This is a genomic window from Embleya sp. NBC_00896, from assembly GCF_045207785.1.
In the GTDB taxonomy this organism is placed as follows: domain Bacteria; phylum Actinomycetota; class Actinomycetes; order Streptomycetales; family Streptomycetaceae; genus Embleya.
Map to the genome: position 1 here is coordinate 6513554 of NZ_CP108776.1, position 22609 is coordinate 6536162.

General features: G+C 70.9%; 15 protein-coding genes. 5 read left to right on the plus strand and 10 right to left on the minus strand.

Translation table 11 applies throughout. From position 1 onward, the window contains the following. Positions 1-7: 7 nt before the first annotated feature. The 5 genes from dpgA to OG928_RS29230 form a co-directional block, all read right to left on the minus strand. Positions 8-1177 (minus strand): 3,5-dihydroxyphenylacetyl-CoA synthase DpgA, encoded by a 1170-nt coding sequence (gene dpgA / locus OG928_RS29210; protein WP_406289205.1) that lies wholly within the window; start codon positions 1175-1177, stop codon positions 8-10. A gap of 60 nt (positions 1178-1237) precedes the next feature. Continuing rightward, the gene (locus OG928_RS29215; RefSeq protein ID WP_406289207.1) at positions 1238-3901 is read right to left on the minus strand and encodes an aminotransferase class I/II-fold pyridoxal phosphate-dependent enzyme; all 2664 of its coding nucleotides are present in this window, start codon (positions 3899-3901) and stop codon (positions 1238-1240) included. Next, positions 3898-4029 carry a hypothetical protein gene (locus OG928_RS29220; protein WP_406289210.1) on the minus strand — a complete coding sequence of 44 codons (132 nt, stop codon included), beginning with the start codon at positions 4027-4029 and terminating at the stop codon, positions 3898-3900. The genes OG928_RS29215 and OG928_RS29220 overlap by 4 nt, the downstream gene beginning before the upstream one ends. Positions 4030-4579: 550 nt before the next feature. After that, the gene (locus tag OG928_RS29225) at positions 4580-5713 is read right to left on the minus strand and encodes a transcriptional regulator (RefSeq protein ID WP_406289212.1); all 1134 of its coding nucleotides are present in this window, start codon (positions 5711-5713) and stop codon (positions 4580-4582) included. Positions 5714-6360: 647 nt separating this feature from the next. Next, positions 6361-8580, minus strand: a complete 2220-nt coding sequence (locus tag OG928_RS29230; RefSeq protein ID WP_406289214.1) for an NADP-dependent isocitrate dehydrogenase — start codon at positions 8578-8580, stop codon at positions 6361-6363. 213 nt (positions 8581-8793) lie between these two features. Between OG928_RS29230 and OG928_RS29235 the strand changes: the two genes are divergently transcribed. Continuing rightward, positions 8794-10245 carry an aminopeptidase P family protein gene (locus OG928_RS29235; protein ID WP_406289216.1) on the plus strand — a complete coding sequence of 484 codons (1452 nt, stop codon included), beginning with the start codon at positions 8794-8796 and terminating at the stop codon, positions 10243-10245. 93 nt (positions 10246-10338) lie between these two features. Continuing rightward, a complete protein-coding gene (locus tag OG928_RS29240; RefSeq protein ID WP_406289217.1) occupies positions 10339-12363 on the plus strand; it encodes an NADPH-dependent 2,4-dienoyl-CoA reductase in 2025 nt (674 codons plus the stop codon). Between the two features lie 145 nt (positions 12364-12508). Here OG928_RS29240 and OG928_RS29245 read toward each other — a convergent pair whose 3' ends face one another. The 5 genes from OG928_RS29245 to OG928_RS29265 all read right to left on the minus strand — a co-directional run bounded on the left by OG928_RS29245 (position 12509) and on the right by OG928_RS29265 (position 18881). Beyond that, positions 12509-13630, minus strand: a complete 1122-nt coding sequence (locus tag OG928_RS29245; protein WP_406289219.1) for a glycerophosphodiester phosphodiesterase — start codon at positions 13628-13630, stop codon at positions 12509-12511. Positions 13631-13840: 210 nt separating this feature from the next. After that, the gene (locus tag OG928_RS29250; RefSeq protein WP_406289221.1) at positions 13841-15478 is read right to left on the minus strand and encodes an alpha/beta fold hydrolase; all 1638 of its coding nucleotides are present in this window, start codon (positions 15476-15478) and stop codon (positions 13841-13843) included. A gap of 196 nt (positions 15479-15674) precedes the next feature. Next, complete coding sequence (locus OG928_RS29255) at positions 15675-16403, minus strand: gamma-glutamyl-gamma-aminobutyrate hydrolase family protein (protein WP_406289224.1); 729 nt, start codon at positions 16401-16403, stop codon at positions 15675-15677. A 120-nt stretch (positions 16404-16523) separates the two neighbouring features. After that, a complete protein-coding gene (gene eat / locus OG928_RS29260) occupies positions 16524-17918 on the minus strand; it encodes an ethanolamine permease (protein ID WP_406291282.1) in 1395 nt (464 codons plus the stop codon). 237 nt (positions 17919-18155) lie between these two features. After that, positions 18156-18881, minus strand: coding sequence for a FadR/GntR family transcriptional regulator (locus OG928_RS29265; RefSeq protein WP_406291283.1), 726 nt, complete (start codon positions 18879-18881; stop codon positions 18156-18158). A 155-nt stretch (positions 18882-19036) separates the two neighbouring features. Here OG928_RS29265 and OG928_RS29270 point away from each other — a divergent pair, with 155 nt between their 5' ends. Genes OG928_RS29270 through OG928_RS29280 form a run of 3 tightly spaced genes read left to right on the plus strand, consistent with a single transcriptional unit; the run spans position 19037 to position 22596 of the window. Next, the gene (locus OG928_RS29270) at positions 19037-20404 is read left to right on the plus strand and encodes a glutamine synthetase family protein (RefSeq protein ID WP_406289226.1); all 1368 of its coding nucleotides are present in this window, start codon (positions 19037-19039) and stop codon (positions 20402-20404) included. An 11-nt stretch (positions 20405-20415) separates the two neighbouring features. Then, positions 20416-21810, plus strand: a complete 1395-nt coding sequence (locus OG928_RS29275) for an aldehyde dehydrogenase family protein (RefSeq protein WP_406289229.1) — start codon at positions 20416-20418, stop codon at positions 21808-21810. Continuing rightward, complete coding sequence (locus OG928_RS29280) at positions 21811-22596, plus strand: 3-oxoacyl-ACP reductase (protein ID WP_406289231.1); 786 nt, start codon at positions 21811-21813, stop codon at positions 22594-22596. It abuts the gene before it with no gap. The last annotated feature ends 13 nt before the right edge of the window (positions 22597-22609 follow it).

The following is a 22609-nucleotide window of genomic DNA, read 5'->3' on the forward strand; positions in this document are numbered from 1 at the left end:
TCCCCCATCACCACTGGACCAGCGCGGTCTCGATGGCCGAGCCGGGTCCCATGGTCATCAGTACGCCGTAGTCGCCGGACTTGATGACCTCCTCCCGGAGCAGTCGCTCGTAGGAGAACAGGAACGAACCGCTCGACAGGTTGCCGTAGTCGCGCAGCACCCCGGTGGTGTGCCGCACGTCGTGTCGGGTGAGGCCGAGGTTCACCCGGACCGCGTCGATGACCTTCTTGCCCCCGGAGTGCACCAGCCAGTGCCCGATGTCGCTGCGGCGCAGGCCGGCACCGGACAGCAGACGGTCGATCACCGATTCCGCGTGCGCGCCGACCACGTAGGGGACCTCGGGATCGAGGAAGAAGCTGAACTTCCCCTGCTCGTCGTCCCAGTCGTAGCGCATCGCGTCGATCGCGTCGGTGATGATGTGGCTGGCGAAGGACAGCACGCGCGGACTGCCCGCCGCGGCCGCCATGTCGTCCAGGGCTCGCGGGGCGTCGGGCGGACCGGCGGCGTCGAGCGGGTCGGCGGCCAGTGCGACGGCCGCGGCGCCGTCGCCGAAGAGGCTGTTCACGACCGAGGTGCGCATCGTGGCGTCGATGACGTAGGCCGCCGAGCAGGCCTCGGCGCACACCATCACGGCGACCTGTCCCGGGTGCGCCACCGTCCAGCCGACGACCGCGTTGAGCGCGTTCAGGCCCGCGTTGCAGCCCATGCCGACGACGTCCACCCGGCTGCTGTTCGGATTGATCCCCATGTCGCGGATGAGCAGCGCGCTCAGGCCGGGTGTGAGCAGGCCGGTCGTGGTGACGCAGCACAGGTAGCCGATGTCGGACAGCTCGATCCCGGCGTTCTCCAGGCAGTTCCGCACCGCCCGGGCGCCCATGGCGAGGGCGAGCCGCTTGTGCTTGGCGAGCAGTTGGCCCTGCGTCTCCAGGGTGATGGTGCCCGCTTCGTCCCGGGGCGGTACGGAGAGGAAGCGCCTTTCGATCGCGCTGTTGAGGAAGACGGAGCGGACCTTGGGGTCGGTGATCTCGAAGACGTCGAGCAACTCGCGCTGCGAGTAGGAGTTCTCGGTGACGGCCGTGCCGACGCCCAGGATCCGTGAGACGCCGGGGATGTTCTTTCGCTCGGACGCCGGCGGCGCCAGGAGGTCGGTGGCCGGCAGGTTCATGCTGAGGGTCATTGGAATGTCCATCCCCACATGCGTGGCTTGCTTCGGATGCGATGCACTGCTGTCGACACTTCAGTCGGCCTTTCGGTGCGGGTGGGTCGGTTCGGTGGGTGTGTGCGTGGGCCGGCTCGGGGTGACGGAGCCGGGCACGGGCCGGGACTCGGCCTCGGGCACGGACTCGGGCACGGACTCGGGCACGGACTCGGACACGGGCCCGGACACGGACCGGGACACGGATTCGGACTCGACGAAGCGGGCCAGCCGGGCGATGCCCTCCGTGATCTCGGCTCGGGTGAGGTAGCTGACGGAGAGCCGGAGACTGTGCTCCCCACCGCCCTGCGGGTAGAAGTAGGACATCGGGGTCCAGATGACCCCGAACCCTTCGGCCGACCGGGTCAGCGCGGCGTCGTCCGCGCGGAAGGGGACGTGCACGGTCAGGAAGAAGCCGCCGTCGGGCCGGTTCCAACGCACGGCCGCCGGCTCACCCGATGGCGCGGGCGGGAAGCACTCGTCGAGCCGGTCGAGGGTGGCGCGCATTGCCTCGCCGTAGTACGCGGCCGTCTCGACGTTCAGGTCCGCGGTCCGCCCGCCGGACGCGAGCAGCATGCCCGCCACCGCCGCCTGGCTCAGCGGCGAGGTGTTGACCGTCACCATGCTCTTGATCTTGGTGAGTTCGTCCGCCAGCAGACCCGTGCCGCCGACCCGGTCGACGACGACCTGGTCCGCCACGGCGAAGCCCACGCGGGCGCCGGGGAAGAGGGTCTTGGAGAAGGAGCCCAGGTGGACCACCCGGCGTCGGCGGTCGAGGGACTTGAGGGTCGGCAACTGCCGCCCGGGACTGACCATCCGGTAGGGGCTGTCCTCCAGGATCAGGATGTCCTCGCGGGCCGCCAGTTCGAGGAGCGCGTGTCGTTCCGCCAGGGGCATGGTGGCCCCGGACGGGTTCGAGTGGTCGGGCACCGTGTAGAAGGCGCGACAGCGGCGCCCGCGCGCCCGCTCCGCCCGGATCGCCGCCGCCAGGTCGGCGCAGCGGAAGCCGTCCGGTCCCTCTTCGACCGCGGTGGGCTCGACGTCGAGCAGCCGGGCGACACCGGTGATCCCCACGTAGCAGGGACTGGAGACCAGGAGCACGTCGTCGGGACCGGAGATCAGCGCGCGCACCGCGAGCAGCATCGCCTCCTGGCAGCCCACGGTGACCACGATGGATTCGGGCGGCACGTCGATGTTCTCGTCCCGGCGCAGCGAGTCGGCGATCAGCTCGCGGATCCGGCCGCCGGTCGGGCCGTACTGGAACATCGCGTCACGGATTCGGGCGGGCGAGTACCCGCTCGTTTCCAGGTGTTCGAGATAGCGGCGGATGTGCGTGAAGATCTGCTCGGTGTCGAAGAAGCCGTCGTACGGGCGGCCCGGCGCGAACGAGATGGCCTCGGGATAGCGGTGGGTGATCTCGTTGAGGAAGTTCATCGTGTCCAGCACCGGATCCGAGACGCTGCTGTGCAGTTCCGCCTTCGCGAGCGTGGCGGGGCCCGACATCGCCCGCGGGCCGACCGGTGGCCGTGGGTCGGCCGGCGGCTGTGCGTCGGCCGCTTGCGCGGGACGGCCACGCGGGTACGCCAGTTCGGGGCCCGCGTCGGTGACCGACCGGATCCCGGTGAGCGCCATGGCGTCCGTCAGTTCGTCGGTCAGCAGGTCCAACACCTGTGCCACGCCGTCCTGTTGCTCCACCGCGAGACCGTGCAGGATCGGCCGCCCGACGAGCACCGCGTCGGCGCCCAGGGCCAGTGCGGCCAGCACGTCGGCGCCTCGGCGGATGCCCCCGTCGAGCAGGACGGGGCAGGATCCCCCGACCGCCGACGCCACTTCGGGCAGCACCTCCAGGGTGGCCGGGACGCCGTCCCGGTGCCGGCCGCCGTGGTTCGACACGACGATGCCGTCCACGCCCGCGTCGAGCGCCCGGCGGGCGTCGGCGGCGGTGAGGATGCCCTTGACGAGCAGCGGCAGTGCGCTGATCGAGCGCAGCCACGCGATCTCGGACCAGTCGGGGGCCGGATCGAAGTCCGCGAGGGCATGCCCACCGGCCGCGGCGATCCCGGCTCCCACTCCGGTTCCGGTTCCCGTTCCCATTCCGGCTCCGGCTCCGGGAAGGTTGACCGGCGTGATCCCCGGTGGCAGCCGGAAGTCGCCGCGCGGGTCGCGTGTTCGGCGGCCGGAGTGGGGAGCGTCCACGGTGAGGACCAGCGCCTCGAAACCGGCTCGTTCCGCGCGGGAGATCAGCGCCCGCGTCGTCGCGCGGTCGCGGAAGCAGTACGTCTGCAGCCAGAGCGGGGCGGTGGCGGCCAGGGCGATGTCCGCGAAGGAGCGGCCCGCGAAGGCGCTCACGACGAGGGGGATGCCGACCGACCCGGCGCCGCGGGCCGTGGCGACCTCGCCCTCCGGGTGGATCAGGGTCTGGTAGGCCATCGGCGCGACGGCGATGGGGGCCGCCCAGGTGCGCCCGAGGATCCGGGTCTCGATGCCCGCCCCGCCGACGCCGCCCCGGCCGACGCCGGCCAGCACGCGCGGGCGCAGGGCGGTCCGGTCGAAGACCTCCAGGTTGGCGCGAAGTGTGCGCTCCTCACCCGCGCCGCCGGCCACGAAGTCCCAGAGCTCCGCGGCCATGCCCGCCCGCGCCACGCGCGCGTATTCGGCCAGGGTGGGCAGACCGACCGAGGCGATACCGGCGCCGCCGCGGCTCATCCGGCGGCCGGCCGATCGTGCTTCGCCGCCGCGTGCCGAGCGCGGCCGGCCGCGCGGTCGCATCCCCGGAAATCCCGGCGCCGGACGAGTTCGTGGAACTCGCCGTACGCGATATCTCGAACGGCCATGGAGTACCTCCCGCAAGGCGGTTGGGCAATACGACAGTCGGTGCCGATGAAGACGTCGGGTGGTGGCGGCACCCGCTTCGGCGGGCGGCACGGCTCCGCGTTCCGACGGCGGGTGCCGCCGGACGATTGCCGGCGCTTTTTCCGTCGACCGAACGGCCGGCCCGTGTTCCGCCCGGCGATATCCACGAGCCGGCCGTCGTGTGATTTCGGATTATGGCACCGATAGCCGGCGCGGGATATGCGCGCGGAGGGGATCCGCCCGCACACCAGGAGCCGGCCCGGAGAAATGGCAATGGCCCGAGGTGCACGGCGCGACCACGAACACGTCCACCGTCGCCGAATGGGTTCGGGTCGATCTCCACACACTCTGCGGAAATCGATACGAGGGGATACCCGAGGCGGCGATGCCTGCCTCCGGGTAACCCCTCGCAGAGGTGGCTGCCCGGTGGTGGTCCGTGCGTCCACGGCCATCCGGTGCAGCGTATTTCGGTGTCGGTGGCCGGTATTCCCGGCGCCGCGGCAACCCCTGGTACCGTTTAATTGCGGTCGTTCACATGCCGACCGCGCCGGTGGTGACGGACCGAACCCGCTCGTCCAGCTCCTGGGCGAATCCCAGCCACGTTTCGGCGTATTGCCGCGCGAGATGCACGACCAGGGCCCCGCAATGCGGTGGTACCGCGGCGGTCAATTCCGACCACTCGTCCAGCCCGATCGCGTTCTGCCGCAGCAGGCGCAGCAGGTGTCGCCCCTCCTCTTTGTGTCGCAGCGACGGATCTCGCAGCAACTTCTCGACCACCGACCCCGGATCCGCCTGCCACGGCCGCACGTTCCGCTCGCTCCTGGATCCGCCGGCCCGGTCCGACGCTGGCGCGCCGTCGCGGATGTCGGCCGCACCGGCCGGCACGGTCACCGGCTCCTCGCCGGATTCGAGGCGCTTGCGGACATCGCTCGCGGTCGCCGGCGAGATCCCCGCGAGCCGCGCTATCTCGCGCAGGGAAGCCTCCGGATGCTCGGCGATGACCTCGGCGGCCCGCCGTCGACCCTCGACACTGTTCAACGGACGGACCCTGCCGTCGCGGCCGATCCGGGCGTTCAACTGCGGCACCGCGTCAGCTGAACGGCGCCGGATGCCCGCCACGGTCTTGGCCCCGAGGCCCGCGATCCGCGCGATCGCCCGGTCGGACATGTGCGGGTGGGACGCGATGATCTTCGTGGCCGCGGCTCGACGGTCGGCTTGCGACAGGGGGAGGCCATGCCCCACATTCGCTTTGACGGCACGCAGGAAAGCTTCCTCGGGAGTGCCGACGAAAAGCTCGACATCGATCACCTCCCGCCCCTTCGATAAAGCGGCGAGCAGGCGATGGAATCCATCGATCACCTGCATGGTGTTTCGGTTGACGAGGATGGGTGGAAGTGGTTCCTCGACCTCGGCCAGTCGGGAGATATGCTCTTTGTCCTGCCCCTCCGAGCGCGGAGATTCACCAGGCAGCAACGATGCGATCGGAACGGTCACGATCTCTACGATGTGCTGTCTGGTAAAGGGTTGCTCGCTGGCGAGATCGGGAGCCGCCTCGCTGCGCGATATCTCAAGTGGCCTGGCGTCCGAATGTTTCATCTCGATCTCCCCCGTTGGATGAATACCCAGGATCTGATTCTCGCGAGATTTGCAATGGATTGAGCCCACGATGATGATCGTGTATCACGTTCGCTGGTCGAAATCCCCGGCCGGGGGTTTCGTCCCGTTTCGCGTGTGGCGACAACCAGGACCCCGCATCCGTCGTTGCCACGCGCGTAGTTCGAAATCTCAAAGACAGCCTGGGCGCCCCGAAACACCGTCGCCTCCTACCGTCCCCGACGTCGCACCGTACCGATCGGACCGATCCTGTCGGTGATGCGGTGGCGATCGCAGCGGAATCGGCTCGGCCGTCGCAATGAGCAGCCGTGAAGACAGTTGGGCAGCCGAATAGTTGCGCTCCCTTCAGTCGCCGCACCCACACTCATGGTTACTGTTCGGGAGGGTGCTGTCGAGACTCGCGCCCGGGTCATCGAGAGCGAGGCAACGTGTCGTACACGCCGTCGCCCTTGGTAGCGTCGGCTGCGTCCGGTTCGCAGGTTCGTTCGACCCGAGGTTCCTCGAATTGCGCATCTTTCGCTGTTGCGCCGCCGTCCGGGAACGGGTAAAGGCGCCGAGCCGGGCTCTGCCCGGATCAGCGCCTTCGACATCGTCGGGACGACGGGATCTCGTCCGCCGTCCCTCTACTCACCGGTTGGCTTGCGGCCCATCCGGGCCGGGCCCGGGAACGGCAAGCGTTCCCGGGCCCGGCGCCGGCGTCAGCCCAGGGTCGCCAGGGCCTCGTTGAAGGTCGTCGAGGGGCGCATGACGGCCGACGCCTTGGCGGCGTCGGGCCGGTAGTACCCGCCGATGTCGACCGGCGAGCCCTGCACCGCGATCAGTTCGCCGACGATCGTCTCCTGCTGCTCGGACAGCGTCCGGGCGAGTCCGGCGAACGCCTCGGCCAGACCCGCGTCCTCGGTCTGCTCGGCCAGCTCCTGCGCCCAGTACAGGGCCAGGAAGAAGTGGCTGCCGCGGTTGTCGATGCCGCCGAGGCGGCGGCTCGGCGACTTGTCCTCGTCGAGGAACGTGCCCGTCGCGCGGTCGAGCGTGTCGGCGAGGATCTGGGCGCGCGCGTTGCCCGTGCGCTGCGCGAGGTGCTCGAAGCTCACCGCGAGCGCGAGGAACTCGCCGAGGCTGTCCCAGCGCAGGTAGTTCTCCTTGACGAGCTGCTGGACGTGCTTGGGCGCGGAGCCGCCCGCGCCGGTCTCGAACAGGCCGCCGCCGTTGATGAGCGGGACGACGGAGAGCATCTTCGCGCTCGTGCCCAGCTCGAGGATCGGGAAGAGGTCGGTCAGGTAGTCGCGCAGCACGTTGCCGGTGACCGAGATGGTGTCCTCACCGCGGCGGATGCGCTCCAGGGAGAACGCGGTCGCCTCGACCGGCGACATGATCTCGATCCGCAGACCGTCGGTGTCGTGCTCGGGCAGGTACGCCCGGACCTTCGCGATCAGGTTCGCGTCGTGCGCGCGAGCCGGGTCCAGCCAGAACACCGCCGGGGCGCCGGTCGCGCGGGCGCGGGTGACGGCGAGCTTGACCCAGTCCTTGATCGGCAGGTCCTTGGTCTGGCACATCCGGAAGATGTCGCCGGCCGCGACGACCTGCTCCAGCACGACGTCGCCGGCGCCGTCGACGACCCGCACGGTGCCCGTGGTCGCGATCTCGAAGGTCTTGTCGTGGCTGCCGTACTCCTCGGCCTTCTGCGCCATCAGGCCGACGTTGGGCACCGAGCCCATCGTGGCCGGGTCGTAGGCGCCGTTCGCCCGGCAGTCGTCGATGACGACCTGGTAGACGCCGGCGTAGCTGCTGTCCGGGAGGACGGCGAGGGTGTCGGCCTCCTTGCCGTCCGGACCCCACATGTGACCGGAGGTGCGGATCATCGCCGGCATGGAGGCGTCGACGATGACATCGCTCGGTACGTGCAGGTTGGTGATGCCGCGATCGGAGTCGACCATCGCCAGCGCCGGGCCCTTGGCCAGCTCGGCCTCGAAGGACTCCTTGATCTTCGCGCCCTCGGGCAGCGACTCCAGGCCCTTCAGGATGCCGCCGAGGCCGTCGTTCGGGCTCAGGCCGGCCGCCGCGAGCGCCGCGCCGTGCTCGGCGAAGGTCTCCGGGAAGAAGGCGCGGACCGCGTGGCCGAAGATGATCGGGTCGGAGACCTTCATCATCGTGGCCTTCAGGTGCACCGAGAACAGCACGCCCTCGGCCTTGGCCCGGGCGACCTGCGCGGCGAGGAACTCGCGCAGCGGCGCCGCGCGCATCACGGAGGCGTCCACGACCTCGCCCTCGAGCACGGGGACCGCCTCGCGCAGGACGGTGGTGCTGCCGTCGTCGCCCGCCAGCTCGATGCGGAGCGAGCCCGCCTCGGAGATCACGGCGGACTTCTCGGTGGAGCAGAAGTCGTCGGCGCTCATGTGCGCGACGTTGGTCTTCGACTCGGGCGTCCAGGTGCCCATGCGGTGCGGGTGCGCCCGGACGTAGTTCTTGACCGACGCGGGCGCGCGGCGGTCGGAGTTGCCCTCGCGCAGGACCGGGTTGACCGCGCTGCCCAGGGCCTTGCCGTAGCGCGCCCGGACGTCCTTGTCCTCGTCGGTCTTCGGGTCGTCCGGGTAGTTCGGCAGTGCGTAGCCCTGCTGCTGCAGCTCGGCGATGGCCGCCTTGAGCTGCGGAATCGACGCCGATACGTTCGGCAGTTTGATGATGTTCGCCTCGGGCGTCCGGGCCAGCTCGCCGAGCTCGGCGAGCGCGTCGTCGATGCGCTGCTCCGCCGTGAGGCGCTCGGGGAACTGGGCGATGATGCGCCCGGCGAGGGAGATGTCGCGGGTCTCCACGCCGACCCCGGCCGTCGACGCGTACGCCTGGACCACCGGGAGGAGAGAGTAGGTCGCCAGCGCCGGCGCCTCGTCGGTGTGCGTATAGATGATGGTCGGGTCGGTCACAGGATGCTCCGTTCCATGTCCGCGAGATTGCTTGACATCAAGATATCCCGTGACGGATCCCATCTCGGCACGGCCCCGCCCGGCCGTGGCGTGGCCGTGCCCGTGCGTCCGGGCGGGTCGGGGGCGAGCGGGTCGGGGGCGAGCGGGCGGATCGGGAATGATGGGTGCGGACAAATGACCGAGAAGTGACCGAGTCGAGCCGAGGAGACCGTCGTGGGTGCCGAGAACGGGCAGTCCGAGCAGCAGGCGCAGCCGATCAAGCAGCGCAAGAACGGCCTGTACCGGGAAGTCTCGGAGGAGCTGGCGGCGAACATGCGTGCCGGCTGGGCCGACACCGAGCGGCGCGACCTCGCACCGATCGAGCAGGCCCCGAACGCGGCCCGGCGGCGGGCGGCGCTCTCGGCCCGGTTCCCCGGCGAGCGCCTGGTGATCCCCGCGGGCAACCTCAAGACCCGCTCCAACGACACCGAGTACCCCTTCCGGGCGTCGAGCGACTACGCCTACCTGACCGGCGATCTGACCCAGGACGGCGTGCTGGTCCTGGAACCCGCCGCCGACGGGCACGACGCGGCGCTGTACCTGCTCCCGCGCTCCGACCGGGAGAACGGCGAGTTCTGGCTGGACGGGCAGGGTGAGCTGTGGGTCGGCCGGCGACCGGGCCTGGCCGAGGGCGAGCTGCTGTACGGGCTGCCCTGTCGGGACGTGCGCACGGCCGCGGACGAGGTGTCACGGGCGACCGGGCCGGTGCGGATCGTGCGTGGACACGACGCGGGCCTGGAGGCCGCCCTCGGTGAACTCCTCGACGCCGAGCGGGACGAGGAGCTGCGGGTCTTCCTGGCCGACGAACGGCTGGTCAAGGACGAGTTCGAGATCCGCCAGCTGCAGGCCGCGGTGGACTCGACGGTGCGCGGCTTCGAGGACGTCGTGCGAGTCCTGGACCGGGCCGAGGCGACGTCGGAGCGCTACATCGAGGGCACCTTCTTCCTGCGGGCGCGGGTCGAGGGCAACGACGTCGGCTACGGCTCGATCTGCGCGGCGGGGCCGCACGCGACCAGCCTGCACTGGGTCCGCAACGACGGCCCGGTGCGCCCGGGCGACCTGCTGCTGCTCGACGCGGGAGTCGAGACGCACACCCTCTACACCGCCGACGTGACCCGCACGCTGCCCGTCACGGGCCGGTTCACGCCGTTCCAGCGCCGGATCTACGACGCCGTGTTCGCCGCGCAGGAGGCGGGCATCGCCGCCGTGCGTCCGGGCGCGAAGTACCGGGAGTTCCACGACGAGGCGCAGCGGGTGCTCGCCGAGCACCTCGTCGCGTGGGGGCTGGTCGAGGGACCGGTGGAGCGGGTGCTGGAGCTGGGGCTGCAGCGCCGATGGACGCTGCACGGCACGGGTCACATGCTCGGCCTGGACGTGCACGACTGCGCCGTGGCGCGCACCGAGTCGTACGTGGACGGTGTGCTGGAGCCGGGGATGTGCCTGACCGTCGAGCCCGGGTTGTACTTCCAGGCCGACGACCTCACGGTGCCCGAGGAGTATCGCGGCATCGGGGTGCGGATCGAGGACGACATCCTGGTGACGGAGGACGGCAACCGAAACCTGTCGGCCGGCCTGCCGCGCGGCGTGGACGAGATCGAGTCGTGGATGGCCCGACTCAAGGCCTGACGCGCCCCTCGGCGCAGGGGCCGGGCGCGGCCTCGGCCGTACCGCCCGGCCCCGCGGGCCACCATCTAATGCAACTTGTTGCATAATAATCTCATGAGCAACCACTACCCGCACCTGCTGAGCCCGCTCGACCTGGGCTTCACCACCCTGCCCAATCGGGTGGTGATGGGGTCGATGCACGTCGGTCTGGAAGAGGCCGCGAACGGCTTCGAGCGGATGGCGGCCTTCTACGCGGCCCGTGCCCGCGGCGGTGTCGGCCTGATCGTCACCGGCGGCATCGCGCCCAACGAGGCCGGGCGCCCCTGGGCGGGTGGCGCGGCCCTGACCACCGAGGCCGAGGCGGAGCGGCACAAGGTCGTGACCGACGCCGTGCACCGCGAGGGCGGCCGGATCGCGATGCAGATCCTGCACTTCGGCCGGTACGCGCACCACGCCGACCTGGTGGCCCCCAGCGCGTTGCAGGCCCCCATCTCGGCGCACGTACCGCGGGCCCTGACCGACGACGAGGTCGAACGGACCGTCGAGGACTTCGTGCGGGCCGCCGGGCTGGCTAGGCTCGCGGGCTACGACGGGGTCGAGATCATGGGCTCCGAGGGCTACCTGATCAACGAGTTCGTCGCCGCGGCCACCAACCGGCGCACCGACCGCTGGGGCGGTTCGTACGAGAACCGCATGCGCTTCCCCGTGGAGATCGTCCGGCGGGTGCGCGAGCGCGTGGGCGCGGACTTCATCCTGATCTACCGGCTGTCGATGCTCGACCTGGTGCCGGGCGGCTCCTCACTGACGGAAGTGGTCACGCTAGCCAAGGCGATCGAGGCGGCGGGCGCCGACATCATCAACACCGGCATCGGCTGGCACGAGGCCAGGATCCCGACCATCGCCACGTCGGTGCCCCGCGCGGCGTACACGTGGGTGACCAGGAAACTGATGGGATCGGTCACCGTCCCGCTGGTGACCACCAACCGCATCAACACCCCCGAGGTCGCCGAGCGGTTGCTCGCCGAGGGCTACGCGGACATGGTGTCGATGGCCCGTCCCTTCCTCGCCGACCCCGACTTCGTCGTGAAGGCGGGCGAGGGCCGGGGCGAGGCCATCAACACCTGCATCGGCTGCAACCAGGCGTGTCTGGATCACACCTTCAGCGGGAAGATCACCTCCTGCCTGGTCAATCCGCGGGCCTGCCACGAGACCGAGTTGGTGCTGACGCCGACCCGGCGGCGCAAGCGCGTCGGTGTGGTGGGGGCGGGGCCGGTGGGCCTGGCGTTCGCGGTGGCCGCGGCCGAACGCGGACACGCGGTGACCCTCTTCGACGCCGCGGACCGGATCGGCGGGCAGCTCAACGTCGCCAACAAGGTCCCCGGCAAGGAGGAGTTCGACGAGACCCTGCGCTACTTCCGGGTGCAGCTCGAACAGCGCGGCGTCGAGGTCAGGTTGAACACGCCCGTCACCAAGGACACCCTTGCGTCGGGCGGCTACGACGAGATCGTGGTGGCCACCGGAGTCACCCCCAGGGCCCCCGAGATCCCCGGGCTCGACCATCCGAGCGTGCGCACCTACCTCGACGTGCTGCGGGACGGCGCCCCGGTGGGGGAGCGCGTGGCGATCATCGGTGCCGGCGGCATCGGCTTCGACGTCGCCGAGTTCCTGACCGACGCCGGCGACTCGGCGAGCCGGGATCCCGAGACGTACTTCCGCGCCTGGGGCGTCGACACCGACTACCGCGCGCCGGGCGGGCTGCGGGTTCCCGAGCGCCCGAGGTCACCGCGCAGCGTCCACCTGTTGCAGCGCAAGGCGTCCAAGGTCGGTGCCGGTCTCGGCAAGACGACGGGCTGGATCCACCGCACCGAACTGAAGCAGCGCGGCGTCGTCATGGTGGCCGGGGTCGTGTACGACCGCATCGACGACGAGGGTCTGCACTTCACCGTGGACGGCACCGCCACGACCCTCGCGGTGGACACGATCGTGCTGTGCGCGGGACAGGAGCCCCGCCGCGACCTGTACGAGGAACTGCGCACCGGCGCACACCCGGTCCACCTCATCGGCGGCGCGGATGTCGCCGCCGAACTGGACGCCAAGCGGGCGATCCGCCAGGGCACCGAACTGGCCGCGGCCATCTGATCGCCCGCGGCCGGCGGGAAGACGTACAGCCCGCGACGTTCGCGACGCCGATGCCCCCGTGCGGGGGCGGCGCCGCGACGTCGCGGGCTGCGTCGCACTGCCTTGCCGGCTCGGCGAGACCGTGCGCGGGGCGCCGGGGCGTCGTCTAGGACGCGAGGCCGGCGCGGGCCGCGACCGCGGTGTCCGGCTGGTCGGCGAACAGGCCGTCGAGGCCGAGGCCGTAGAACAGTTCGTACTCGGCGGTGATGTCGCCGCGCGCGTTCGGGTCGGCGCCGAGGCGGAAGTCGGCCGGCAGGAACTGGTTCTCCGCGCGGAACGTCCAGGCGTGCACGATCAGTCCGGCGCGGTGCGCGTCCCGGATCAGCGTGGTGGGGGGCAGCAGCCTGCCCGCGGCGTCACGCGGGACGATCAGGTTCTTGTTGCTGCCGATCCCGTCCGCGTAGGTGCCGATCCACTTCAGGTTCTCGGGCCGGGTCAGATCCTGGTACGTGCGCGGGTCGTTCGCGACGGCGAAGTCGTACGGCCGGCCCGTCGCGTCGAGCAGCTGCACCAGCTTGACGTCGATCATCCGGTCGAGCTTGCGCAGGTTCGCGGTCTCGAAGGACTGGATGAACACCTTGTCCTTGCGGCCGGTGAGCCGGTTGTGCTTGAGGATCTGTACCAGCGGCTCCTCGAGCGGCAGCCCGATCGACTGGAAGTAGGTCGGGTGCTTGGTCTCCGGGTAGACGCCTATCGTCCGGTGCAGCCTGCGGCCCTCGGTCCGCGCCAGGTCGAGCACCTCCTGGAGGGTGGGCACCTCCAGCTTGCCGTCGAACGCGGTGTTGGTCGGACGGACCTGCGGCAGCCGCTCCTTCGCGCGCAGCGTCTTGAGCTCGGCGAGGGTGAAGTCCTCGGTGAACCAGCCGGTGACCGCGGTCCCGTCGATGGTCTTGGTCGCCTTGCGCGCGGCGAACTCCGGGCGCGTGGAGACGTCGGTCGTACCGGAGATCTCGTTCTCGTGCCGGGCGACGAGCGCGCCGTCCTTGGTGGCGACGAGGTCGGGCTCGATGTAGTCCGCGCCCATCCGGATCGCGAGGCGGTAGCTCTCCAGGGTGTGCTCGGGCCGGTAGCCGCTCGCCCCCCGGTGCGCGATCACGATGGGGTCGGCCGACGGCCGCGACGAACTGCGGGACGTGTCGTCCTGGGCCGCGGCCGCGGGGACCGCGATCACGGTCGCCAGCAGTACGCCGGCCACGCCGAGCGCGGGAAGGATACGTCGCAACGCCATCTCCTGTCGTCCTGACGCGGGGAAACCGCGCGCGAGCACGGAACGTGCACGTACGGCGAGTCAAGCGGCGGCAGGCGACGGGCCGTCAGGGCGGACCTGGCTCGGGGATGAACCTCTGGCGAATGTCCGGCGGTTCGGCGAGCGCTCGATGGGTCGGGGGAGCGGTCGGTCGGGCTGCCCGGTCCGGCGCGGACCGGGCAGCCGGGTCGATCAGCGCACCGGGATCTCCAGGTACGACGGGTCGTCGTCGGACGAGGAGACGGTGATGGTGGTGCCCGCTTCGGTGGCGTCGCCGTAGAACGGGTCCTTGGTGTCGAGGACGAGCATCAGCCGGTGCTTGTCCTTGATGTCGTAGCCGGTGGCCTGGAGTTCGATGTCCACGGTGACCGGCCGGCCGGCCTCGCCGCCGAGGTGGGTGAACGGCGCGTGCGTGATGATGCGCGCGAGGCCGAACACGTCGACGTCGAAGAGATGCGCGACGAGCGTCGAGTCCGCCGCGCCCGGGGTGTAGGTCAGCCGCAGCCGCGGCACGCCCCGCAGCCTCCGCCCGTCGGGCATCGGCGCGGTGACCCAGGCGCCGGCGTCGGATCGGTCGATCTGTCCGGTGCGATAGATCTTGGGCAGGCCGGCCATCTCCGCGTAACCGGACATGATGATCTTGTTCGCGACGGTGGCCGGGGTATCGGTCCCGGCCCGGAAGGTGAGCTCCCAGTCGCCGCCCGGCTTGTCGGCCAGCACGGCGCCGCCGCCGTTTTGCGCGCCGACCAGATAGAGCCGGTCGATGCGTTCGCCGATCGTGTCCCACGTGGGCCGGGATTCCAGCCCGCCGTCCCACATGACCTGACAGACGACCTGGTCCTCGGCGTCGATGCCGTTGTCGTCGCCGAGGAGGTGGTGGTCCAGCCAGCGGTGGGCGTCCGCCCAGATGCGGTTGGGCAGCCCGACGATGCCGGGCGATTCCGGGCCCGAGTGGTCGCCGATGGACATCAGCAGGCGCTTGGGACGGGTCAGCGCGTTGAACACCTTCAACATCTGATTGGTGGGGAACAGCGTCTCGTGCCAGGCGTTCGCGAACAGGATCGACACCGGGTTGCCGTTGAGGCGCTCGACGTGGGTGTACGGGGAGCGCGGCAGCGCCCAGGCGAGGGTGTCCTGGACGTTCCGGTTGGCCAGCACGTCCTCGAACGCCTGCCGGGTCCGCGCACTGAGCCGGGCCTTGGACGCGGCCCCCAACAGCGTCTGCACCGCGGCGACGTGCCGGGTGCTGTTCTCGAAGAACGCCTCGCCCAGGTCTCCCCACGTGCTGAGGGCGACGACCGCGTTCACCCGGTCGTCGTGTGCGGCGACCAACTGGCTGATGCCCGAGCCGTACGAGTCGCCGAGGAAGCCGACGCCCCTCACCTCGCCCTCGGTTCGGGCGGTGAGGAAGTTGAGAGCCAGGGACGCGTCCGCGACGTCCAGGGGACCGGCGACCTCGACCTCGCCGCCCGAATCCCCGAACCCGCGGGCCGTGTAGGCCAGGACGTTGTACCCCTTGAGCGCGAACAGGGTGGCCTGTGCCACGTACACGGCCCAGCCCAGGTCCACCCACGGCGACGGCATCACGATCACGGCGCGCGGCCCGCCGTCGGGGTGCCGCCACAGCGCCCCGTCCAGCTCGACCCCCTCCGCGCCGGGCACCTTGACCCTGCTGAACTCCACTTGGGCTCTGGCCTGTTCGACCTCTACGACCCTGGACGGGGCGAGCCGCGAGGTGTCTCCGGTCTCCAGTGCCCGGATGATCTGTACGAGCGTCGCCTCGTCCAGTTCCGGATACATGCTCACCGGCTGCGTCTGCTCTGAAGTCACGTCGGTTCCCTCCCACTTCGTCGCGGTTAACGAGTGGCGACCCGACTCCGATCGTGGCAGTCGGTATCGACATCAGAACAGACTGTCACCGCAGAACCTGTCGCGGTACCCTCCGGCGGTCGGGAATCGGAACCGGAATGTCTGCCTTTCGCTGACGACTACGCGTCGTGGAGTGGCGGTTCGTGGTGTGCCCGGGTCACCCGGCCGGCGCGGTGGCGGGCTTCGGGCAGTGCGCGGCGGCGACCAGCGCCTGCGCGATCCGCAGGTCCGTACCGGCCTCGGGGTGCCACTGCACGCCGAGGACGAACGCCGCGCCCGGCAGCTCGACGGCCTCGACGACGCCGTCCTCGGCCAGGGCGCCGGCCACCAGGCCGCGGCCGAGCCGATCCACGGCCTGGTGGTGATAGGTGGGCACCTCGGTCGGCTCGGCGCCGATCGCCGCGAGCAGTGTGCCCGGGACCGGCTCGACGACATGCCCGACGAGCCGGCCCGGCGGGCCGGTGTGGCCGCCGTGGCCGACCACGTCCGGCAGGTGCTGGATCAGGGTCCCGCCCAGGACCACGTTCAGGAGCTGCATGCCCCGGCAGATCGCCAGCAGCGGCGTGCCCGCCGCCAGCGCCGCCTCGATCAGCGCGGACTCCCAGACGTCCCGGGCCTCGTTCGGCGCCCCGGCCTCGGGGTGCGGCTCGGCTCCGTATCGGGAGGACCGCACGTCCGGACCGCCCGCGATCACCACCGCGTCCAGGCGCGCGACTGTCTCGGCCGCCGCTTCCGGCACGTCCGGCGGCAGCATGACCGCGAGGCCGCCCGCCCGCTGGACCAGGGTGGGATAGCCCATGGGGAGCAGGACCGCGGGCTGTTGCCAGACCCCCCAGTGGACGGATTCCTCGCTGTACGTGCTGATGCCGATCAGTGGCTTGTGCATGAAGTGCCGCTCGGTTCCTCTGGGTTCGGGTCGGATGGGCGCGGGACGGGCGGGACGGGCGGGACCGGTGGGTGGGGATGGGCCGGGGTGGACGGGGCGGCCGGCCGGGGAGTGGTGGATTCAGTCCCGGGCGAGTTCGGCCTCGGCCGCCGCGAGGGCCGCGAACTCCTCCTCCGGCGCGTTGGCCACCAGTCGGTGCCGGCTGTACAGCGCGAAGTAGGCGAGGGCGACGGCGTACACGCAGAGCGCGATGAGCGCCGCCTGCTTGTCCACCAGGAACGTCGCGACGAGCGCGGAGCAGGCGAGTACGAAGGCCACGGAGGATGTGGCTATGCCGCCGGGGGTCCGGTAGGGCCGGGGCAGTTCGGGCTCGCGGCGCCGCAGCACGATGTGCGACAGGGACATCAGGGCGTACGAGATGGTCGCGCCGAACACCGCGATGTTGAGCATCCGGGCACCGTCCCCGCTCCACGCGGCCAGCGCGAAACCGAGCGCGCCGGGCACGAGGAGGCCGAGGTAGGGAGCCTTGCGCCGGCTGGTCAGGGACAGGAAGCGGGGCAGGTAGCCGGCCCGGGACAGCGCGAACAGCTGTCGCGATCCGGCGTAGATGAGCGAGAAGAACGAGGCCACCAGGCCGGCCAGACCCGCGTAGTTCACGAAGCGGCTCAGCGGGGTCGGGTCGCCGTCGCCCTGGAGCGCGGTCACCAGCGGGTTGCCCGCGTCCACGATCGCGTTCGACCCGTGCGCCCCGGTCGCGGCCAGGAAGGTGAGCACGGCGAGCAGCAGCAGGATGCCGATCGACAGGCCCATCGCCCTGGGCAGGGTGCGCGCGGGGTCCTTGGTCTCCTCCGCCGCCAGAGGTACGCCCTCCACGCCCAGGAAGAACCACATGCCGAAGGGGAAGGCCGACCAGATGCCCAGCAGGCCGAACGGCAGCCACGAGTTGGAGCCCAGCGCGTCGTGGTCCACCGGTATGTCGTTGAGCCCACCGCCGTCGAACTCGGTGAACGCGCCGACCGCGAAGATCAGCAGCGCGGCGACGGCGATACCGGTGACGATGAAGCTGAAGCGCAGCGCCTCGCCGACGCCCCACAGGTGGATCCCGATGAAGATCACGAAGCACGCGAGGTAGACCGGCCACGAGGACTTCAGGCCGAACAGGTTGAGCGATTGGACGTAGTCGCCGATGAAGATGACGATGGCGGCCGGCGCCAGGACGTACTCGATCAGGATCGCGGTTCCGGTCAGGAAGCCGCCCCAGGTCCCGAGCGCGCGCCGGGCGAAGCCGTAGCCGCCGCCCGCGGCGGGCAGGATCGAGGACAGCTCGGCGAGCGAGAACACCATGCATGTGTACATCAGACCCATGAGCGCGGCGGCGATCGCCAGGCCGCCGAAACCGGCCTCGGCCAAGCCGAAGTTCCAGCCGGAGAAGTCTCCCGAGACCACATAGGCGACGCCCAGGCCGGTCAGCAACAGCCAACCGGCGCTGCCGCGGCGCAGTGCCCGCTTCTCCATGTAGGTCTCCGCCGCCTCGGCGGACGAGTCGCCGTCGCTCTTCGTCGTGCGCGCTTGGATGTCGTCGGCCACGAGCCGCTCCTGACGGGAGGGAGGGGAGGATTATTGGTTCGATCGCATACCTTTGCTCGTGTGTGGGCGTGGCGCAAGGCTTCGAGGTAAATCCGTTGTTACAACCGGACCCGGGCCGGGTTCGGCTTCGGGGCCGACTCGGGCGGTGTCGGGGTCGGGCCGGGCTCAGGACAGGAAGCCGCGCAACAGCGCCGCCGTGCCCGCGCAGTGTTCGCGCATGACCTCGGCCGCCGCGTCCGGATCGCCCTCGAGAATCGCCTCGACCAGGGCGGTGTGCTGATGCTGCGAGTGCTCCAGGTTGCGCACCAGCAGCGGGATGCAGTCCAGCAGATCGTTCACGGTGGCCCGGACCGCCGCGTACTGGGCGGCGAGCGACGGCGAGCCGCACAGCTGGGCGAGCGTCAGATGCAGCAGGGTGTCCCGTCGCCGGTACTCCGCGAGCGGCGCGTCCCGGGTGTCCGCGAGAGCCGCCCGCAGCCGCCCGGCCTGCTCGTCGTCCAGGCCCTGCGCCGCGCACAACCCCGCCGCGCCCACCTCCAGGACCTCGCGAAAGCGCAGCGTGTCCTCCACGTCCACCCTCGCGATCCGCCTGCGCAACTCGTCGCCGGCCCCGGCGCCGACCGGCCCCGGGCGCTCGCGCACGAACGTGCCGCCGTAGCGCCCCCGCCGGCTCTCCACGATGCCCTGGTCCGCCAGCACCTTGAGCACCTCGCGCAGCGTCACCCGACTGACCCCGAGTCGATCGGCCAGATCGCGCTCGGCGGGCAGTCGGCCGCCGTCGGACACCAGGCCCAGGCGGATCACCTGGAGGATCTGCTCCAGCGCCTCCTCGAAACCGTTGCCCGCGCGGACCGGGCGCAGCAGCGGTGACAGCCGATCCTTCGGGTCCAACTCGGATGACCCGTCCCGCCCGACGGACTCGGCTCGCCCGTCCGGCTCGACGCGCTCGTCTCGCTCGGCCACGATCTCTCCCTTCCAGCTCTTCCCAATCAATGGTTCGTGGTCATACCTTATGGCTTCCGGTTGGACCGACAGGAGGCTTTCCCTTGGTAGACCGAACGCCCCCGCTGTCCGTCGACGAGCTGCGCGCACACGTGGACACCGGGGAAATCGACACGGTAGTCCTGGCCTTCACCGACATGCAGGGCAGGTTGCAGGGCAAACGATTCGCCGCGCGCTTCTTCCTCGACGACGCGCTCGCCCACGGCACCGAGGGTTGCAACTACCTCCTCGCCGTGGACACCGACATGAATACCGTCGCCGGCTACACCATGTCGTCCTGGGAGCGCGGCTACGGCGACTTCGTCATGCGCCCCGATCTGGCCACGCTGCGCCGTACCCCGTGGAACCCCGGCACCGCAATGGTCAACGCGGACCTGCTGTGGCACGACGGCTCCCCGGTCGTGGCCTCGCCGCGACAGATCCTGCGCCGCCAGTTGGACCGGCTCGCCGACCGCGGGTGGACCGCCCACGCGGGCACCGAGCTCGAGTTCATCGTCTTCAAGGACACCTACGAGGCCGGCTGGGACCGCGCCTATCGCGGCATGACCCCGGCCAACCAGTACAACGTCGACTACTCGGTGCTCGGCACCGGGCGGGTCGAACCGCTGCTGCGCCGGATCCGCAACGAGATGGGCGCGGCCGGCATGACCGTGGAGTCGGCGAAGGGCGAGTGCAACCTCGGGCAGCACGAGATCGCCTTCCGCTACGACGAGGCGCTGACCACGTGCGACCAGCACGCCGTCTACAAGACGGGGGCCAAGGAGATCGCCGCGCAGGAGGGCATGTCGCTCACCTTCATGGCGAAGTACGACGAGCGCGAGGGCAACTCGTGCCACATCCACCTCTCGCTCCGGGACGCGGACGGCCGGCCGGTGCTTGCCGACGCGGACGGCCCGTACGGCATGTCCAAGACGATGCGGCACTTCATGGCCGGGCAGCTCGCCGCGATGCGCGAGTTCACCCTGCTGTACGCGCCGAACATCAACTCGTACAAGCGCTTCAGGCCCGGCTCCTTCGCGCCGACCGCCGTCGCGTGGGGCCCGGACAACCGCACGTGCGCCCTGCGCGTGATCGGGCACGGGCACTCCCACCGCTTCGAGAACCGCCTTCCCGGAGGCGACGTGAACCCCTACCTCGCGGTCGCGGGCATGGTCGCGGCCGGGCTGTACGGGATCGAGCACGAGCTCGAACCGGGCGAGGCGTGTACGGGCAACGCCTACACGGGCGACGCGCCGCATGTACCGGGCACGCTGCGCGAGGCCGCCGAGCTGTGGGAGCGGTCCTCGATCGCCCGGGACGCCTTCGGCGAAGAGGTGGTGGCCCACTACCTCAACATGGCGCGGGTCGAACAGGACGCGTACGACACGGCAGTCACCGATTGGGAGCGCTTCCGCTCCTTCGAGCGCATGTGAGGATCAGCCCGTTGTCCGAGCACCACGAACTGCACGAGCAGCACGAGCACGTCATTCTCGACCCGGCCACCGAGGAGGAGGTCGCGATCGTCGCGGCGACCTCGGCGCGCGAGGTCGACGCCGCCGTGGCGCGGGCCACCCGGGCCGCGGCGCACTGGGCGGCCCGCGCCCCGGGCGACCGGGCCCGTGTGCTGCGCCGGTTCGCCGTCGTCGTCGACGAGCACCTCGAGCAGCTGGCCCGCCTGGAGGTCCGCGAGGCCGGTCACCCGATCGGCAACGCCCGCTGGGAGGCGGGCAACGTCCGCGACCTGCTCGACTACGCCGCGGGCGGGGCCGAGCGACTGAACGGCCGGCAGATCCCGGTGGCCGGCGGCCTGGACGTGACCTTCCACGAGCCGCTCGGCGTGGTCGCGGTGATCGCGCCGTGGAACTTCCCGATGCCGATCGCCGCGTGGGGCCTGGCGCCCGCGCTCGCGGCCGGCAACGCGGTCCTGCTCAAGCCGGCCGAGACCACACCGCTGACCGCGCTGCGCCTGGCCGAACTGGGCCTGATGGCCGGCCTGCCCGAGGGCCTGTTCCAGGTGCTGCCGGGGGCCGGCCCGGTGACGGGCCGCGCCCTGGTGGAGCACCCGGGCGTGGCCAAGGTGGTCTTCACCGGCTCGACGGCGGTCGGCAAGGACATCATGGCCAGATGCGCGGCCGGCGTGAAACGGGTGACCCTCGAACTCGGCGGCAAGAGCCCGAACATCGTCTTCGCCGACGCGGACCTCGAGGCCGCCGCGGCCGCCGCCCCCGGCGCGTTCCTCGACAACACCGGGCAGGACTGCTGCGCCCGCACGCGCATCCTCGTGCAGCGCGACGTCTACCACCGATTCATGGACCTGCTCGAACCCGCGGTGCGGGCCTTCCGGGTCGGCGACCCGAACGATCCCGCCACGCAGATGGGGCCGCTGATCTCGGCCGCGCACCGCGAACGGGTGCGCTCGTACATACCCGAGGACGCCCCGGCCGCGATCCGCGGCGAGGCCCCGAGCGGCAAGGGCTTCTGGTATCCGGCGACCGTGCTGACCCCGGAGTCCGCCGACGACCGGGTCGCGGTCGAGGAGATCTTCGGCCCGGTCGCCGTCGTCCTGCCCTTCGACGACGAGGCCGACGCGATCCGGCTGGCCAACGGCACCGCGTACGGGCTGTCCGGGTCGCTGTGGACCCGCGACGTGGGCCGGGCGCTGCGCGTCTCGCGGGCCGTGCGCGCCGGGAACCTGTCCGTCAACTCGCACAGCAGCGTCCGCTACTCGACCCCCTTCGGCGGGTTCGGGCAGTCGGGCCTGGGCCGCGAACTGGGGCCCGACGCCCTCGCGGCCTTCACCGAGGTCAAGAACGTGTTCATCAGCACCGAGGAGAGTTAAGTGACCGAGCAGACCCCCGTGTGCCGCCGCCTCGTCGGCCGTACCGCCGTCGTCACCGGAGCGGGCAGCGGCATCGGCCTGGCCTCCGCGCGGCGCCTCGCCTCCGAGGGCGCGAACGTGGTGTGCGGCGACATCGACGAGGTCGCCGGCAAGGCCGCCGCGGCCGAGGTCGGCGGACTCTTCGTGGCCGTCGACGTCACCGACGCCGATCAGGTCGACGCCCTGTTCAAGGCCGCCTTCGACACATACGGATCGGTCGACATCGCGTTCAACAACGCCGGCATCTCGCCGCCCGACGACGACTCGATCCTGACCACCGGGCTCGACGCCTGGCGGCGGGTCCAGGAGGTCAACCTGACCTCGGTGTTCCTGTGCTGCAAGGCCGCGTTGCCCTACATGCAGCGCCAGGGCAGGGGCTCGATCATCAACACGGCTTCGTTCGTGGCCGTGATGGGCGCGGCGACCTCGCAGATCAGCTACACCGCGTCCAAGGGCGGTGTGCTGGCGATGTCGCGCGAGCTGGGCGTGCAGTTCGCCCGCGAGGGCATCCGGGTCAACGCGCTGTGCCCGGGCCCGGTGAACACCCCGCTGCTCAAGGAACTGTTCGCCAAGGACCCCGAGCGCGCGGCCCGCCGGCTCGTGCACATCCCCGTCGGCCGGTTCGCCGAGCCCGAGGAGCTGGCCGCCGCGGTCGCGTTCCTGGCCAGCGACGACTCGTCCTTCGTCAACGCCGCCGAGTTCCTCGTCGACGGCGGTATCGCGGGCGCCTACGTCACACCGATGTAGCTCTCCGACCTCC